The organism is Campylobacter sp. RKI_CA19_01122 (genome assembly GCF_025771325.1).
Lineage (GTDB): Bacteria > Campylobacterota > Campylobacteria > Campylobacterales > Campylobacteraceae > Campylobacter_D > Campylobacter_D lari_D.
Map to the genome: position 1 here is coordinate 22,338 of NZ_JAKMPZ010000013.1, position 15,566 is coordinate 37,903.

Here is a 15,566-nt window from a genome sequence, read left to right on the forward strand (position 1 = left end):
AATTAAAAATCATAAAATAACAAAGATGATTCTAAGGAAAAAAAGATGTTAAAAAAAGTATTTGTATTTGTTTTAGCTTTATTTTTTAGTGCATGTGCTGTAAATTCTAAAAATCAAAGTGTTGCAAAAGTTAATGAGCTTATAAAAATTCAAGCACAATGTTATAATCCTTCTGATTCTAAAGCATATGAAGCAAAAATTAAAGGCCTTGTGTATATTAGTGATGTGGGACTTAAGTATTGCGCAAATAAAAGAACAATTGATAAAAGTGTTTCCTTAAAAAAAGTTTATATTCATAGGGTATATGATTTAAATGAGAATTTAAAATATTCTTCTTCTAATGGAAGTAATTATTACATCAATGAAAATTTCAACTATTATTTTTATGTGTTTTTAAAAGAAGAATTAGAAAATAGAGGTATAGTTGTAGTAGAAGATACACAAGATTCTCCTTATGTTTTAAGAGTAGATTTAAGTTTTAATGATTTTTATTCTAAATTTGATTCTAATTCTTTATTTTCAATTATTGCTAGTCAATTGACACTAAAAGATATTAATACCAATAAAACTATTAATATTAAAACCAAACAAGAAGTTAAAGGTTTTTATAATATCAAAGATCTACCTTTTTTTACTCAGCTTCTTATAAAACAAGTGGCTAATAAATCTGCAGATATTATCAGCTCTTTGTGAGGTGTTTTAATTGCCATGGATTTTCCTTTGCGAGTTTTTGTCCAGCTTGCAAGGAAGAGCTTTTAGAATATTCTTTAGGTATAAGAGAACTTGAGGGAAATTTTAAAGTTTATTATTTTTATCAATATGAGCAAATTAAGCATTTGATTTATTTTAAACACAATTTTCAAGGCTATTTTGTTTTAAATGCTTTGGCAAAATTGAGTTTTGCTAAATTTGAGGATTTTTTTCAACCATCTTGTAAAATTAATGCTATAGCTTTAGATGATAAAACATATAAAAATTACTCTCATACTGCTATTTTAACTAAATACTTAAATACTAAATTTATAAAACCTATGTATCACACCTTGCAAGCTAGTTCAGAATTTAAATATAGTGGTAAAAGTTTGAAATTTCGTAAAGATAATAAAAGATCTTATAAGCTTTTAAAGCGTCCAAAATATCCTGTAATTTTAGTAGATGATGTGATAACTACTGGATTAAGTTTATTAGAGGCAAAAGAGCTTTTAGAAAAAAATAATATTGAAGTACTTTTTGCTTTAGTTTTGGCTAATGCAAAATTTGATACAATATAGGCATTAATTTTAAGGATTTTTATGGAAAATATTTTTACTAAAGATTCAGATATTGAAAATATAGATATAGAAAGTTCTATAAAAAGTAGTTATTTAGATTATTCTATGAGTGTTATTATAGGCCGTGCCTTACCTGATGCTAGAGATGGGCTTAAACCTGTTCATAGAAGAATTTTATATGCTATGAATGATTTAGGTGTTGGAAGTCGTAGTGCATACAAAAAATCAGCGCGTATAGTGGGTGATGTAATCGGTAAATATCATCCACATGGTGATACAGCTGTATATGATGCTTTAGTAAGAATGGCGCAAGATTTTTCTATGCGTTATCCAAGCGTAGATGGACAAGGAAACTTCGGTTCTATTGATGGCGATGGTGCTGCTGCGATGCGTTATACCGAAGCTAGGATGACGATTTTAGCTGAAGAACTTTTGCGTGATATAGAAAAAGATACGGTTGATTTTATACCAAATTATGATGATTCTATGAGTGAGCCTGATGTTTTACCTGCTAGGGTTCCAAATTTATTGCTTAATGGTTCAAGTGGTATTGCAGTGGGTATGGCTACCAATATTCCTCCGCATAGCTTAAATGAGCTTATTGATGGTTTGCTTTATTTAATTGATAATAAAAACGCAAGTTTAGAAGAAATAATGCAATTTATTAAAGGACCTGATTTTCCAACCGGCGGTATTATCTTTGGTAAAAAAGGTATTATAGAAGCATACCGCACAGGTCGTGGCAGGGTAAAAGTAAGAGCAAAGACCCATATAGAAAAAAGAGCTAATAAAGATATTATTGTTATAGATGAACTTCCTTATCAAACTAACAAAGCAAGATTAATAGAGCAAATCGCTGAACTTGCCAAAGAAAAACAAATTGAAGGTATTGCTGAAGTTAGAGATGAGAGTGATAGAGAAGGAATTCGCGTGGTAATTGAGCTAAAACGCGATGCTATGAGTGAGATTGTGTTAAATAATCTTTTTAAATCTACCACTATGGAAAGTACTTTTGGTGTGATTATGCTTGCTATACATAATAAAGAGCCAAAAGTTTTTTCTTTAATCGAGCTTTTAAATTTATTCTTAAATCATAGAAAAACTGTAATTATTAGAAGAACTATTTATGAGTTGCAAAAAGCTAGAGCTAGAGCACATATTTTAGAAGGTTTAAAAATTGCACTAGATAATATTGATGAAGTGATAGCTTTGATTAAAAACTCTCCTGACAACCCAACGGCTAAAAATTTATTAATGCAAAAATTTGGTCTAAGCGAGCTTCAATCTAATGCTATTTTAGATATGAAATTAGGCCGTTTAACAGGTCTTGAGAGAGAAAAAATTGATAACGAATTAAGAGAATTATTAGCAGAAATAGAGAGGCTTGATCAAATTTTAAAAAGCGAAACTTTGCTTGAAAATTTAATCAAAGATGAGTTAAAAGAAATCAGAACAAAATTTGATGTACCAAGAATCACTCAAATTGAAGATGACTATGATGATATTGATATAGAAGATTTAATACCAAATGAAAATATGGTAGTTACTATCACTCATCGTGGCTATATTAAGCGTGTTCCAAGTAAGCAATATGAAAAACAAAAACGCGGTGGTAAAGGCAAGGTTGCAGTTACAACTTATGATGATGATTTTATAGAAAGTTTCTTTACAGCAAATACACATGATACCTTGATGTTTGTTACTGATCGCGGACAGCTTTATTGGCTTAAGGTTTATAAAATTCCTGAAGGAAGTAGAACTGCTAAAGGCAAAGCTGTGGTTAATCTCATTAATTTACAAGCAGATGAAAAAATCATGGCAATTATTCCAACCACTGATTTTGATGAAAGTAAATCATTGTGTTTCTTTACTAAAAATGGTATCGTAAAACGCACAAATTTAAGTGAATATCAAAACATTAGAAGCGTGGGTGTAAAAGCGATTAATCTAGATGAAAATGATGAACTTGTTACTGCAATTATCGTAGCAAGGGATGAAAATGAAACTCAAGAACAAAATTATGAAGAAAATTTAGAAAATGAAATGCTTGAACCTAATGAAGAGCTTGAAAATGTTAGCGGTAAAATGCTTTTTGCGGTTACTAAAAAAGGTATGTGCATTAAATTCCCACTTGCTAAAGTTAGAGAGATTGGCCGTGTAAGTAGAGGGGTAACTGCGATTAAATTTAAAGAAAAAGATGATGAGGTTGTGGGTGCTGTTGTTATAGAAAATGACGCTCAAGAAATCTTAAGCGTAAGTGCAAAAGGTATAGGTAAGCGTACTGATGCTGGAGAATATAGACTTCAAAGTAGAGGTGGTAAGGGTGTTATTTGTATGAAACTTACTGCCAAAACAAAAGATTTAATCGGTATAGTCATAGTTGATGAAAGTATGGATTTAATGGCATTAACAAGCAGTGGTAAGATGATACGCGTTGATATGCAAAGCATTAGAAAAGCAGGTAGAAATACAAGTGGTGTAATTGTTGTTAATGTTGAAAATGATGAGGTTGTAAGCATTGCTAAGTGTCCTAAAGAAGAAGATGAGGAGTTAGATGCTGAAACTAATATGGATTTAAATTTAGAATAGTAAAATTATTGGAATGCTTTTTGCTGTTTTAATAAAATCAAATAAATTGAAGGTGTAAAAAATGAAAAAAGTTATTTTTATGTTTTGTTTAGCTTTGGGTTTTAGTGCTTGTGCACTAGATCAAAGAGGTGTGAATCCAAATCAGACTCAAGCAGCAAATTCTGATGTTGTGGTTCAAAAAGTTGATAAAGATGATGTGCGTAACATCATTAGAGAAGAAAAAATGCTTGCAAATGATACAAGTACAGACAATGATTTAACTTTTACAGCGGTGGGTGAGGGTATTGCTCCTTTAAATACGGTTTCAGTTGGTCAAGCTTTAGCTTTAGCTAAAAGAGCGGCAATTACCGATGCTTATAGACAATTAGCAAGTAAGTTGTATGGTGTCAGAGTTAATGGTAAAGATACAGTAAAAGATGCAATGCTTAAAAGCTCAACTATTACAGCACAGGTAAATGGTTTGATTAAAAATGCAAGTGTTGTAGATCAAGACTTTAAAGATGGTCTTTATAGAGTAAATGTAGAACTTAAAATTGATGCTGACAAGTGGAAAGAATTGTTTGCTTATTAATCCTCATAATTTTTAATGCTACTGCCCAAGATGAATTTATATTTTGGGCAGAACTTTCTAATAAAAATTTTATTCTTTATCATCAAAATGAAACTATTTCTATGGCTATGACTAAAAGTAAAAATAAAAATTTAGAATATGCTTGTGAGTTAGCATATACACCAAGTGATTTGAAGTCTTTAATACGCAATGATTTTGGTATGGTGGCTGAAGAAAAGATGACAAAGCTGGATAAATTTAACTTTTTAAATGCTCACAAAAATGATTTAATTGATTGCTTTTTTAACTCAAAAATAGATGTAAAAGACTTTGTAAAAAGTGAACAAGCAAGTGCGCAAAGTGAAACTTATGTGAGAATTTTGCCACTAAGATTTATAGTTGAATTTCACGATAATAGTGCCTTTGTATATTATCTTAAATAAATACAAAGCTTGCTTTTATAAAAATCAAGTTAAAATACTTAAAAAAATATTAAGAGTAAAAGATGTATAAAAGTATCCCTTGTTATTTATTATTTAAATACCTGCGTTTTGATAAAGATCAACCCTTTATTATGCTTTCAAAAATTTTAGCCTTTTTAGGTGTAAGTATAGGACTTTGTGTGCTTTTAGTTGCAATGGCCATTATGAATGGCTTTGATAAAGAATTTGAGAGAAAACTTTTTACTATGAATTACCCTATCACTATATTACCGCGTTTTGGAGCAAATGTAGATGATAAATTATTACAAGAATTAAGAAGCAAATTTCCAAATTTATTATTTAGCCCTTATATTACTACTCAGGTTATAGCAAGAAATGATTTAAAATTGGAAGGCGGTATGCTTTTTGGGGTTAATTTTGAAGATGAAAAAAAGATCAATGAGGTAGTAGCTCAAGCTTTAAAAGATAAAAAATTAGATAATTTTGATATTTTAATTGGTAAGGGTTTAAAAGATGAATTTAGACTTGATTATAATGAAAAAATTACCTTAATTTTTTCCAATCTTAATGCAAGCGGACTTTCGCTTATTCCAAAAGTTAAAAGATTTGATGTTATGGCTGATTTTTCTTCAGGTTTGTTAGCTTATGATAAAGCTTATATGTATACAGATGTAAAAGCTTTAGCTAAGATTTTGTCATATCCCCAAGGAAGTTATGATGGAGTGCATGTATATTCAAATAAACCTTTTGAGGATATTAAACAAATTGAAGCTTTCTTGGGTGCAAGATATGCTAGTATAGGTTGGTGGGAGCAAAATGGAAATTTCTTTGCAGCATTAGCTTTAGAAAAAAGAGCTTTGTTTATAGTATTGATGTTGATTATTTTGGTCGCAAGTTTAAATATAGTAAGTTCTTTATTAATGATAGTAATGAATCGTCGTAGTGAGATAGCTTTGTTGCTTTCTTTAGGAGCTAGTAAGTTAGAGATTAAAAAAACATTTTTTTCTTTAGGATTTTTGATAGGTGGAAGTGGTATCGTAGCAGGTGTGATACTTGCAGCTATTGCTTTGTGGATACTTGGAAATTTTGACATTATTTCTTTACCAAGTGATGTTTATGGCATGAGTAAGCTACCTTTGGAGCTTTCTTTTGTTGATTTTTGTACTACGATTTTTGGTGCTATTATGATTGTGAGCTTGTCTTCTTATTATCCTGCTAAAAAAGCAACACAAGTAGATATTTTAGATACTTTAAGAAACGAATAAATTGAGAAATTTATTCGTTTAAGAATTTTTGAATTTCATTGAAAAAGCTTTCATAACTAATATCTTTAATGGTTTTAATAAATTTTCCATTCTCATCAATCAAATAAAATTCGCCACTATGTGCTATAGAATATCCCATAGCAGAATCTTTAAGATTGATTTTTTCATATACTACGCCATAATTTTTAGTAACTTTTTCTAATTCTTTTTCATCTTTAGCAACCAATGCAGTTGAATTTGGGTAAAAATACTTAACCCATTGGCTAGTTTGAGTTAAGTTGCTATCTCTTGCTGGATCTAGTGAGATAAATATCACATGAGCTTTTTCTTTATTTGGCATTTTTTCTAAAACATTAGCAATCAAGGCAAGCTCGCTAGGACAGACATCAGGACAATATGTATAGCCAAAATATATAATTAGTTTTTTACCGATAAAATCTTTTAGACTAAGTATGCCTTTTTCAGAATTTAAGTGAAAATTGTATTTGTTGTTTTCAAAATACTGCACAGATATAAAAAATACTCCAAAAATTACCACAATTAATAAAAAAATATTTATTTTTTTCATATTTTACCTCTTTACATCAAAGTCAAAATAAAAACCTAGTGGAGTTTCATCATCAAAAAGCTCTATTCTAAAACGCATTATATCTAGAGTGCAAGAACTTAAAACTAATTTAGCATGATAAGTATTGTTTATTTTTTTAAATTGTGGAACAATATCTCCCATATACATATTAAGTCCATAAACCCTAGCATTAAGTTTTTTAAACTCACCTAAATTGGTAATATTTAAATCAAGCTCATTTAATGTAGTAATAGGCTTTGGATTTAAATTTACTAAGACTTTTTTATCCTTAAAATTGTATTCACATTCTTGAATGTTTAGATCACATGTTAGAGGTGTTAAAATGGTAATTAATTCTCTCTTTTTTCCGGTATTTGATGAATTGGTGTAAAAATAAGCCCCGCATATAGCAAAGACTATAGCTAAGGCAAAGACAAGTAGATTTTTCATTATTTTTTAATGCTTCTTGACTCGATATCTTTTAGTTCAATCGTGCTATTATCATCAAAATAAAGAGTTAGATTGGCCTTTGTTTGCGGTGTGATATTTTCTTTGAGATTTAGTATCATAATGTGCATCCCACCAGGTTTAAGTTCAGTGCTTGAATTAGCTTTTATTGTGATTTGAGGAATTTGAACCATCATTTTTTTACCATCCTTCATAATATGATCATGAATTTCAGCTGTATCGCTTAATGAACTTTGAGCTTTTATGAGTTTAATATCTTTGTTTGAGTTGTTTTTAAGTTCTAAAAAAAATGCCGTTGTTTTAGAATTAGGTGGAGTTTGTCTTACATAAGGATCATTTATAGTAATTTGATTTGAAAAAGCAAAAGTGCTTAATATGGCTAAACTAAGTAATTTTTTCATTATTTTTCCTTTTTTTGTTTTTGGTTATTTGTAAACATTATACACGGAAAAAATTAAAAATATATTTATTGTAAAAATATTATAATTAGCTCTTTGTTGTTTTAATTTTTAATAGAAAGGTGAAAATTGTTTAAAATTATATTAGCATTGTTTAGTTTGGCTGTGTTTGCAAATGCAAATAATCTTGCAAAAATTTATCTAAACGAAGGTATTGATGCAGTTGAAAGGGTATTGGAGCAAGAGTTAAGTAAAAAAGATTTTTGGCTTGATGAGATAAAAGACAAAAATATTAGTTTAGGATATTATGAGGAAAATGTTGCAATAGTTTTAACAAATAAAAGTGATAAAATTATTAGAGTTTATCACTACAATGATGGAAAAGTAGAAAAGAAATTTATCCAAAGGGATGTTTTAACAGGTTTAGCTGGAGATAAAGAAGTAGAAGGAGATTTAAAAACTCCAATAGGTTTTTACGAACTTGGAAAGAAATTTTATCCTGGTGATCCATATTATGGCCCATTTGCATTTGCAACAACTTACCCAAATGTTTTAGATAAAACTTTGGGTAAAACAGGTGGTGGTATTTGGATTCATGGCTATCCTTTAGATGGAACACGCTTGGATACTTATAAAACTAGAGGTTGTATTGCTGTGCATAATGATTTATTGGAAGATTTTAATAAATTAGTAGCTGATAGAAAATCTTATGCAATGACAGAAGAGAAAAATAAAGTAAGAGCAACTCATGATGAAATAGCGATTTTACTAGCTAATTTATTTGCCTGGAAAGATAGTTGGCAAAAAAGTGATATAAATAAGTATTTATCTTTTTATGATAAAAAAATTTTTAAACATAATAATAAATCCACTTATGAGCAATTTGCAAAAAATAAAGAAAGAATTTTTGCAAAGAGAGAAAAAAAGAGCATTAAATTTTCAGATCTTAGCATAAGTCCTTATCCAAATGATAAAAATGAGAAAATTTTTAGAATAGGATTTTATGAAGACTATCGTAGCACTAACTATAAATTCAAAGGAGAAAAAGTCCTTTATGTTAAGCTAGTTGAAGATAAAATGCAAATTTTAGCTGAACAATAATGGCATATATAAAAATTGATCGTTTGGCTTATGAGTATAATCTTGACTTAATAGCCTCTAAAGCAGGAGGTTATCAAAAAGTAATATGTGTTTTTAAAGATAATGCTTATGGACATGGAGCTAAGCTTTTAGCTCCTATAGCTAGAGCAAAAGGTATAAATTTTATAGCGGTAAAAAATGAAGCTGAAGCAAAAGAGCTTGAAGATATTTTTGATAATATCTTAATTCTATCCCATCATCCACATGGCAATGAAAGTGAAAAATTTATTTATGCTTTAAATGATAAAAATGATATTAAAAAATTCAAGCAAAATATAAAAATTCATTTAGTTGTAGATACAAATATGCATAGAAATGGAATTATACCTGAAGAAATTCAAGAAGTGATACAAGAACTACAAAGTAATAATTTAATACTTCATGGAGTGATGATGCACTTTGCAGGAAGTGATGAAATAGATGCTAGTTATTTTGTGCAAAAACAAAAATTTAAACAAGCTAAAGAGCTAATATATACTTTGCTTTGTGATGAAGCTAAAAAGCTTATATTTCATTCACATAATTCTGAAGCATTGTTTAGAGCAAGCGAGCTTGGGTGCGATGAGTATTGTAGAGTAGGGCTTGTGCAATTTGGCTATGCGCATTTTAATAAAGACTTACGCAAAGTTTTAAGTTTATGGGCTGAAAAATTAAGCCAAAGAGCGTTGAAAAAAGGTCAAAGTGTTGGTTATGGTGGTGTATATAATGCAAAAGAAGATCTTGAAATAGCAACTTATGATTTAGGTTATGCAGATGGGCTTTTGCGTTATGATGGAAAACAAGATTTTTTTCTTCCTAATGGTAAGAAATTGCTTGGAAAAATGTCTATGGATAGTTTTTCTTGTGAGAATGATGAAGATGAAATTTGTGTTTTAAATGATGCAAATATTATGGCTAGTTTTTTTAATACTATCAACTATGAAATTTTAGTCAAACTTTCTCCAAATTTGAAAAGAATTTTAGTTTAAGATAAAAAGTGTTAATATATCTAAAGAAAGGGCAAATATGGCATTTTTAAATTGGGCTATTTTAATTTTATTTTTATTTATAGTATTTTTATTGATAAATCGTTACGAGAGAAAAATAAAAATTTTATATAAAAATATTGAAATCTTGAAAAACGAGTGTAAAAAAAATAGTGAAAATATAGAAAAAAATAGAATTTTAATAGAAAAAAATAGATCAAATATCGAAGATATAAAAATTCAAGATTAATTTTTATCTTGAAGTATTTTTGCTATCAATTCTAATGGATGTAAAAAATGCGTGGAGGATTTTTCATGCTCTAATGCATTTGAAATTTGCATTCTACAAGCTGAACATTCTGCACTGATAATTTCCACATTGCTTTTTTGTATATTTTGAGCTTTTCTTATACCAACTTGCAAAGCTTTTTCATAGTGATCAGTTTGCATACTAACACCACCAAAACCACAGCATTCATTTGAGTTAATAAGTTCTTTGAAAGTATAGTTTTGTTTAAGCAAGGCTCTAGGTTCTTTAAAAACACCTTGCATTTTTCTTGCATGACAAGGATCGTGGTATGCAATTTTTGTCTTTAATTTTTTCTTTGTTTTTAAAAGCTCTTCTAGTTTAGTATATTCATAAAAATATTTTGTTGCAAGTAGTATTTTACTAGAAATATTTTTAGCTCTTATAGCCCATTCTTCATCTTTTTGCATGTGGAAAAAATGTTCATAGTCTATATTAATCATCGCAGAACAGGTTGCTTCGGGGATAATGATATAATCTAGAGTTTTTAATTTTTCTTCAAAATAAACGATATTTTTTTTAGCTAAAATTTCTATACTTTTAAAATCTCCAGTAAAATAATGAGGAGCACCGCAACAAGATTGATCTTTTAATAAATCAACATTGATTTTAAGATGTTTACAAATTTCAAGCAAAGCAAAGCCCGTATTTGTATAAGAGTAATTTGACAAGCAGCCTATAAAAAGTCCTATGGTTTTTTCACCTTGATTATTTATGAAATCAGGATTAGAAGCTAGAAAGCTTTTTTTAGCTAAAGAAGGAAGCAAGCGATCTTTTTTAATTAAAGGTAGGTTAAATTTAGCTTTCATTCCCAAATTTTTATGTTGTAAACTAAAAGCACAGCTTTGGAAAACATAACCAAATCTTGCTAAAATATCTAGAATTTTTCTGCGTCTTAGAAAAAAGAAAGCAAGTTTTTTGTACCAAGCAATGCCAAATTTTTGTGCTATATCGTAACGCACTTTTTCAATAGCGCTATCCACTCTTAAATGGCTTGGACAAACTTCAACGCAATTTGTACACAAAAAACATGATTCAAATATTTTTTTAAGATTTTTATCAAGCTCTAGTTCTTGGTTTTCATAAGCACTGATTAAATCTAAAAAGCCACGAGGGGAAGTACTCTCATCACGATTTATTTCATGTATGGTGCAAACTGGTATGCATTTTCCACATTTTACGCAAGCATTAGAAATTTCATTAACATTTAACATATTAAACCGTTTTAGAGAAAACTTTTTTATCTTCGCTAATGCGTTTTAAATATTTATCAAAACACATAGCAATATTACGGATTAAAAGTACTCCTGTTTCATTAACTTTGATATGAGTTTTATCTATGTTGATAAATTCATTAAGTTTTTGGAGTTCTTCTAAATCTTGCTTAAAATATTCAAAAAAATCAATCTTAAATTTACTTTCAATATTTTTTATATTAAGAGCAAAATTACTCATAAGTTCCATAATAACAGCTTTTCTTAGTTCATCATCATCATCAAGCATAATACCTTTTTCGCAAGGCAATCGACCTTCATCGATAGCCTTTTCGTAGCTTGGCATATCTTTGAAATTTTGCATATAGTGTCTTTTACCTTCGCCTATACTTGTTAGGCCAATCCCGATTAAATCGGTTCCGCCTTTTGTAGTATAGCCTTGAAAATTTCTATGCAAACTACCATTTTCTAAGGCTTTAAAAAGTTCATCTTGTGGTTTTGCAAAATGATCCATTCCTATCATTTTATAACCATTTTGAGTTAAAAATTTTTCACAATATTCTAAAATTTGAAGTTTTACATCAGGGCTTGGTAGAGTGTTTTCGTCAAATTTTCTCATATTTTTTTTAAGCCAAGGCACATGTGCATAATTAAAAATAGCAAAGCGATCGGGATTAATCAGCAGTGCTTTTTCTAAAGTTTGCTTAAAACTTTCTAGACTTTGATAAGGAAGGCCATAAATTAAATCCATATTTACTGAATTTATCCCTTTTTTTCTTACCATATCTACTGCATTTTTGGTAAGTTCAAAAGGTTGAATTCTATGAATTTCCTTTTGAACCTTTTCGTTAAAATCTTGCACACCAAAACTAATACGGTTGAAGCCATTTTGAATTAAAACATCAGCTTGTTCTTCATTTAAGAATCTAGGATCAATTTCACAACTTACTTCACTATCTTGGGTAAAATTTGGAAAAATGCTTTTTATTTTAAAAATCAAACTTTGCAATTGTTTAGCAGAAAAAAAAGTAGGTGTACCACCACCAAAATGCATTTGAGCTACTTCTCTTTGTGTGTCAATGGTATTTGTTAAAAGATCAAGTTCTTTAAAAAGATAATTTAAATACCTTTCTTTACTTTCTTCTTTTGCGGTATATATTACATTACAACCGCAAAAATAACAAGCACTCCTGCAAAAAGGCAAATGAAAATATAAAGATAATTGTGCTGTTTGTTGTTTTAAAATTTTTATATAGTCTTCATATTTAAAATGGGTGTTAAATTCTACCGCAGTAGGATAAGAAGTGTATCTAGGTCCTGCTTTGGAATATTTAACAAAATTTTTATAATCTCTCATTTTTTACCTTTTTGCATCATTTCTTTCATGTTTATAAATAAGTTAGGATGTTTTGTATGAATATTGCTGATTAATTGATCTAAATCAATATTAACTTCTTTTATACCTTTGGAAACTTGATGTTTAATCTCATCCATTGCGACTGTCCATACATCATTAAAGTCAATAGGAATTTGTTGATAGATAGCCTTTTCTAGTTTAAGTTCAAAATTATCCTTTTGTATCTTTTTGGCACTTTGTAAAAACTCAATCAGAGTTTTTACAGAAAACATAGTTTTAACTTCATCATTTTCATCTACTATAAACCATGGTTCGGGTGCTAAATCATGGCCATTTTTTAGACTTAACTTTTTTTCTTTATCGTTAATGTGGGTTAGATGAAATATAGTTTGATTGTGTTTTTCTATGCCCAAATGATTAGATAATTCATTGATTATATCTTGAGAACTTTTTTTGCTTAGACTATTCAATCTCACTCCTTATTTGTTAATAATTTTGCAATTTCTTTTGCATGATAAGTTATGATAAGCTTAGCTCCAGCTCTTTTAAAAGCAAGCATAGTTTCAAGTACTATTTTTTCATAGTCAATCACACCTGCTTTTTGACCTGCTTTTAGCAAAGCATATTCCCCGCTTACATTATACACACAAAGTGGAAGTTTAGAATGATTTGCTATATCTTTTACTACATCTAAATACGCAAGTGCTGGTTTTACCATTAAGATGTCAGCGCCTTGTTTTTCATCTTCTAAGCTCTCACATAAGGCTTCTTTACCATTGGCAAAATCCATTTGATAGGTTTTTCTATCTCCATAACTTGGTGCAGAATCAGCCACATCTCTAAAAGGCCCATAATAGGCTGAAGCAAATTTGGTAGAATAAGCCATAATAGGTAAATTTTCAAAACCATTTTCATCTAAAGTTTTTCTTAAAGTTTCAATAATACCATCCATCATGCCGCTTGGTGCTATCATATCTGCACCGTTTTTAGCATGAATTAGAGCTTGTTTGGCTGAAATTTCTAAAGTTAAATCATTATCTACGCTTTTACTTTTTGGATCAATAATACCACAATGCCCATGATCAGTATACTCACAAAAACAAAGATCGGTAATTACTACCAAATCAGGAAATTTTGCTTTAATAGCTCTTAGACTTGTAGCAATCAAACCATCATCGCTTAATGCATCACTTCCACAACTATCTTTTTTGGAACTTTCTAACACGCCAAATAAAATAATCGCTTTAATACCAAGATTAATTAACTCCTCACATTCTTTTAAAATTTCATCTAAGCTCATTTGAAACACACCTGGCATAGACGTGATTTCATTTTTAATATTAGCACCATTGATAACAAAAAGTGGATAGATTAAATCATCTAAATTTAAGGTATTTTCTTTTACTAAGCTTCTAATATTCTCATTAAGTCTTAATCTTCTAAAGCGTTTAAACATAAATTTCCTTTTTGTTTGTTAAAATTGTTTAAATTCTAGCATATTTTTTATAAAAAAGGTAAAGTAAAGTAATGACTATTCAAATTTCTGAAATAGCAAAACTCCCCACTCGTTTTGGGGAATTTAATATACAAAGTTTTAAAGAAAATGATAAAGAACATCTTTGTATTTTTAAAGGAAAATTGGAAAAAGAAGTTAATATTAGAATCCATTCAGAATGTTTAACAGGGGATGTTTTGGGAAGCTTAAAATGTGATTGTGGAGAACAGCTTGATTTTTCTTTAAAATACATTCAAGAGCATGGTGGTATGGTAATTTATCTAAGGCAAGAAGGAAGAGGTATAGGACTTTTTAATAAAATTAATGCTTATGCTTTGCAAGATAAGGGTTTTAATACCATAGAAGCAAATCATCAATTAGGTTTTAAGGCAGATGAGCGTAGTTATGAAATAGTAGAATTTATACTTAAGCATTATAAGATTTCTAAAATTAACCTTTTAACTAATAATCCTGAAAAACTAAATTCATTAAAAGAAAAAATTAATTTAAGAGTGCCTATTTTAATAAAAGCAAATCGTTTTAATAAAGATTATTTAGAAATTAAATATACACAAATGGGACATCTAAATTGAAAAAATACGAAGAGCAATTAAATTTTTTAAAAGATTTTGCAAATAAAGATGATTTTTTTAAAAAAATCACGCTCTATAAAGAGTTGTTAGAAAAATTTAATGCTGTGCATAATTTAACTCATTTTGAAAATATAGATGAAAATATTATTGATAGTGTTAAAATTTTAGATTTTTATGATTTGAGTAATAAAAAAAAGATCATTGATATTGGAAGCGGGGCCGGTTTTCCTGCATTATTTTTAGCTTGTATTTTGCAAGATAATGAATTTTTTCTTTTTGAGCCTAGCGCTAAAAAGGCCTCATTTTTAAGGGTGGTTAAAACTGAACTTAATTTGATAAATGTAAATATCATAAAAGAAAAATTACAAAACTATCCACCTTTTAAAGTAGATTTAATTACTTCAAGAGCTTTGATGGATGTAAAACCTTTGGTAGAAATTTCAAATGGTTTTTATGATAAAAATACTTTATTTTTGCTTTATAAAGGAAGTGAAGTTTATAATGAATTGCAAGAATTGAAAGATTATAAAATTTTTAATCAAGGCTTTAGGAATTATTGTCTTTTAAAGATAAAGGAAAAAATATGTTAATTTTTGGACATCCTTTGATAAATATGCAAAAATTTAGTTGTTATGAAAATATTTTTATCAAAACAAATGTAAATTGTTTTAATTATAATGAACAAAATATAAAAAGTGCAAAAGAGGAAAAAATAGATTTTGCTATATATGCCAAGAATGAGGAAGAAATTTTACTTTCTAATGCACTAGGAGCAAAATATATTTTAATAGAAGATGAGAGATTAGCAAAAATTGCCTCAAAAATGGCTGAGTTTTATATGTTTGACTCTAAAATTTTATTTTTACTTGATGTTTTAGATAATAATTTAAAAAAAGCTTATGAGTTAAGCGTTGATGGAGTGTGTTTAAAATCTTATATCACC

19 protein-coding genes are annotated in these 15,566 nt (G+C 28.7%); 12 read left to right on the top strand and 7 right to left on the bottom strand.

Going from position 1 to position 15,566, the window contains the following annotated elements:
* Positions 1 to 45 precede the first annotated feature (45 nt).
* The 6 genes from mapA (at position 46) to L8U37_RS07290 (ending at position 6,118) form a co-directional block, all read left to right on the top strand.
* The gene (mapA, locus tag L8U37_RS07265) at positions 46 to 693 is read left to right on the top strand and encodes an outer membrane lipoprotein MapA (RefSeq protein WP_263671722.1); all 648 of its coding nucleotides are present in this window, start codon (positions 46 to 48) and stop codon (positions 691 to 693) included.
* Complete coding sequence (locus L8U37_RS07270) at positions 690 to 1,271, top strand: ComF family protein (protein WP_263728926.1); 582 nt, start codon at positions 690 to 692, stop codon at positions 1,269 to 1,271. The genes mapA and L8U37_RS07270 overlap by 4 nt, the downstream gene beginning before the upstream one ends.
* A 21-nt stretch (positions 1,272 to 1,292) precedes the next feature.
* Entirely contained in the window at positions 1,293 to 3,860 is a 2,568-nt protein-coding gene (gyrA, locus tag L8U37_RS07275) for a DNA gyrase subunit A (protein WP_263728927.1), read from the top strand.
* Between the two features lie 61 nt (positions 3,861 to 3,921).
* A complete protein-coding gene (locus L8U37_RS07280) occupies positions 3,922 to 4,431 on the top strand; it encodes an LPP20 family lipoprotein (RefSeq protein WP_133319811.1) in 510 nt (169 codons plus the stop codon).
* Positions 4,407 to 4,853 carry a hypothetical protein gene (locus L8U37_RS07285; RefSeq protein WP_133319812.1) on the top strand — a complete coding sequence of 149 codons (447 nt, stop codon included), beginning with the start codon at positions 4,407 to 4,409 and terminating at the stop codon, positions 4,851 to 4,853. Before L8U37_RS07280 ends, L8U37_RS07285 begins: the two co-directional genes overlap by 25 nt.
* A 62-nt stretch (positions 4,854 to 4,915) precedes the next feature.
* Positions 4,916 to 6,118, top strand: coding sequence for an ABC transporter permease (locus L8U37_RS07290; RefSeq protein WP_263728928.1), 1,203 nt, complete (start codon positions 4,916 to 4,918; stop codon positions 6,116 to 6,118).
* Between the two features lie 10 nt (positions 6,119 to 6,128).
* On the opposite strand, the gene L8U37_RS07295 is transcribed toward L8U37_RS07290, so the two are convergent.
* From L8U37_RS07295 to L8U37_RS07305, 3 genes are read right to left on the bottom strand one after another with little or no spacing between them, the layout of a single operon-like run.
* Positions 6,129 to 6,686: an SCO family protein gene (locus tag L8U37_RS07295; RefSeq protein WP_263666830.1), complete on the bottom strand. Its 558-nt coding sequence runs from the start codon at positions 6,684 to 6,686 to the stop codon at positions 6,129 to 6,131.
* Between the two features lie 3 nt (positions 6,687 to 6,689).
* Positions 6,690 to 7,136, bottom strand: coding sequence for a hypothetical protein (locus tag L8U37_RS07300; RefSeq protein ID WP_263728929.1), 447 nt, complete (start codon positions 7,134 to 7,136; stop codon positions 6,690 to 6,692).
* Positions 7,136 to 7,555: a copper chaperone PCu(A)C gene (locus L8U37_RS07305; RefSeq protein WP_263659636.1), complete on the bottom strand. Its 420-nt coding sequence runs from the start codon at positions 7,553 to 7,555 to the stop codon at positions 7,136 to 7,138. Before L8U37_RS07305 ends, L8U37_RS07300 begins: the two co-directional genes overlap by 1 nt.
* A gap of 126 nt (positions 7,556 to 7,681) precedes the next feature.
* On the opposite strand from L8U37_RS07305, the gene L8U37_RS07310 reads away from it, so the two are divergent.
* Genes L8U37_RS07310 through L8U37_RS07320 form a run of 3 tightly spaced genes read left to right on the top strand, consistent with a single transcriptional unit; the run spans position 7,682 to position 9,907 of the window.
* Positions 7,682 to 8,653, top strand: a complete 972-nt coding sequence (locus L8U37_RS07310) for a L,D-transpeptidase family protein (protein ID WP_133319817.1) — start codon at positions 7,682 to 7,684, stop codon at positions 8,651 to 8,653.
* Entirely contained in the window at positions 8,653 to 9,660 is a 1,008-nt protein-coding gene (locus L8U37_RS07315; protein WP_263661167.1) for an alanine racemase, read from the top strand. The genes L8U37_RS07310 and L8U37_RS07315 overlap by 1 nt, the downstream gene beginning before the upstream one ends.
* Positions 9,661 to 9,697: 37 nt before the next feature.
* Positions 9,698 to 9,907, top strand: a complete 210-nt coding sequence (locus tag L8U37_RS07320; RefSeq protein WP_133319819.1) for a hypothetical protein — start codon at positions 9,698 to 9,700, stop codon at positions 9,905 to 9,907.
* On the opposite strand, the gene L8U37_RS07325 is transcribed toward L8U37_RS07320, so the two are convergent.
* Genes L8U37_RS07325 through hemB form a run of 4 tightly spaced genes read right to left on the bottom strand, consistent with a single transcriptional unit; the run spans position 9,904 to position 13,991 of the window.
* Positions 9,904 to 11,178: a (Fe-S)-binding protein gene (locus tag L8U37_RS07325; protein WP_263676567.1), complete on the bottom strand. Its 1,275-nt coding sequence runs from the start codon at positions 11,176 to 11,178 to the stop codon at positions 9,904 to 9,906. The two genes, L8U37_RS07320 and L8U37_RS07325, sit on opposite strands and share 4 nt — an antisense overlap.
* A 1-nt stretch (position 11,179) precedes the next feature.
* Positions 11,180 to 12,535 (bottom strand): oxygen-independent coproporphyrinogen III oxidase, encoded by a 1,356-nt coding sequence (hemN, locus tag L8U37_RS07330; protein WP_263659633.1) that lies wholly within the window; start codon positions 12,533 to 12,535, stop codon positions 11,180 to 11,182.
* Entirely contained in the window at positions 12,532 to 13,005 is a 474-nt protein-coding gene (locus tag L8U37_RS07335; RefSeq protein ID WP_263662269.1) for a DUF2603 domain-containing protein, read from the bottom strand. The genes hemN and L8U37_RS07335 overlap by 4 nt, the downstream gene beginning before the upstream one ends.
* Positions 13,006 to 13,007: 2 nt before the next feature.
* Positions 13,008 to 13,991, bottom strand: a complete 984-nt coding sequence (hemB, locus tag L8U37_RS07340; RefSeq protein WP_133319823.1) for a porphobilinogen synthase — start codon at positions 13,989 to 13,991, stop codon at positions 13,008 to 13,010.
* A 71-nt stretch (positions 13,992 to 14,062) separates the two neighbouring features.
* On the opposite strand from hemB, the gene ribA reads away from it, so the two are divergent.
* The 3 genes from ribA to L8U37_RS07355 form a co-directional block, all read left to right on the top strand.
* Entirely contained in the window at positions 14,063 to 14,623 is a 561-nt protein-coding gene (gene ribA, locus L8U37_RS07345; protein WP_220567283.1) for a GTP cyclohydrolase II, read from the top strand.
* Complete coding sequence (rsmG, locus tag L8U37_RS07350; protein WP_263728930.1) at positions 14,620 to 15,213, top strand: 16S rRNA (guanine(527)-N(7))-methyltransferase RsmG; 594 nt, start codon at positions 14,620 to 14,622, stop codon at positions 15,211 to 15,213. Before ribA ends, rsmG begins: the two co-directional genes overlap by 4 nt.
* On the top strand, positions 15,207 to 15,566 hold a 360-nt coding region (locus tag L8U37_RS07355), incomplete at its 3' end, for a hypothetical protein (RefSeq protein WP_263728931.1). The genes rsmG and L8U37_RS07355, both read left to right, overlap by 7 nt.

Coding starts and splice junctions, on each gene's coding strand:
- L8U37_RS07325 (WP_263676567.1), bottom strand. CDS start 11,178: ATGTTAAATGTTAATGAAATTTCTAATGCTTGCGTAAAATGTGGAAAA.
- L8U37_RS07295 (WP_263666830.1), bottom strand. CDS start 6,686: ATGAAAAAAATAAATATTTTTTTATTAATTGTGGTAATTTTTGGAGTA.
- gyrA (WP_263728927.1), top strand. CDS start 1,293: ATGGAAAATATTTTTACTAAAGATTCAGATATTGAAAATATAGATATA.
- L8U37_RS07320 (WP_133319819.1), top strand. CDS start 9,698: ATGGCATTTTTAAATTGGGCTATTTTAATTTTATTTTTATTTATAGTA.
- mapA (WP_263671722.1), top strand. CDS start 46: ATGTTAAAAAAAGTATTTGTATTTGTTTTAGCTTTATTTTTTAGTGCA.
- L8U37_RS07290 (WP_263728928.1), top strand. CDS start 4,916: ATGTATAAAAGTATCCCTTGTTATTTATTATTTAAATACCTGCGTTTT.
- L8U37_RS07315 (WP_263661167.1), top strand. CDS start 8,653: ATGGCATATATAAAAATTGATCGTTTGGCTTATGAGTATAATCTTGAC.
- L8U37_RS07280 (WP_133319811.1), top strand. CDS start 3,922: ATGAAAAAAGTTATTTTTATGTTTTGTTTAGCTTTGGGTTTTAGTGCT.
- L8U37_RS07300 (WP_263728929.1), bottom strand. CDS start 7,136: ATGAAAAATCTACTTGTCTTTGCCTTAGCTATAGTCTTTGCTATATGC.
- ribA (WP_220567283.1), top strand. CDS start 14,063: ATGACTATTCAAATTTCTGAAATAGCAAAACTCCCCACTCGTTTTGGG.
- hemN (WP_263659633.1), bottom strand. CDS start 12,535: ATGAGAGATTATAAAAATTTTGTTAAATATTCCAAAGCAGGACCTAGA.
- hemB (WP_133319823.1), bottom strand. CDS start 13,991: ATGTTTAAACGCTTTAGAAGATTAAGACTTAATGAGAATATTAGAAGC.
- L8U37_RS07305 (WP_263659636.1), bottom strand. CDS start 7,555: ATGAAAAAATTACTTAGTTTAGCCATATTAAGCACTTTTGCTTTTTCA.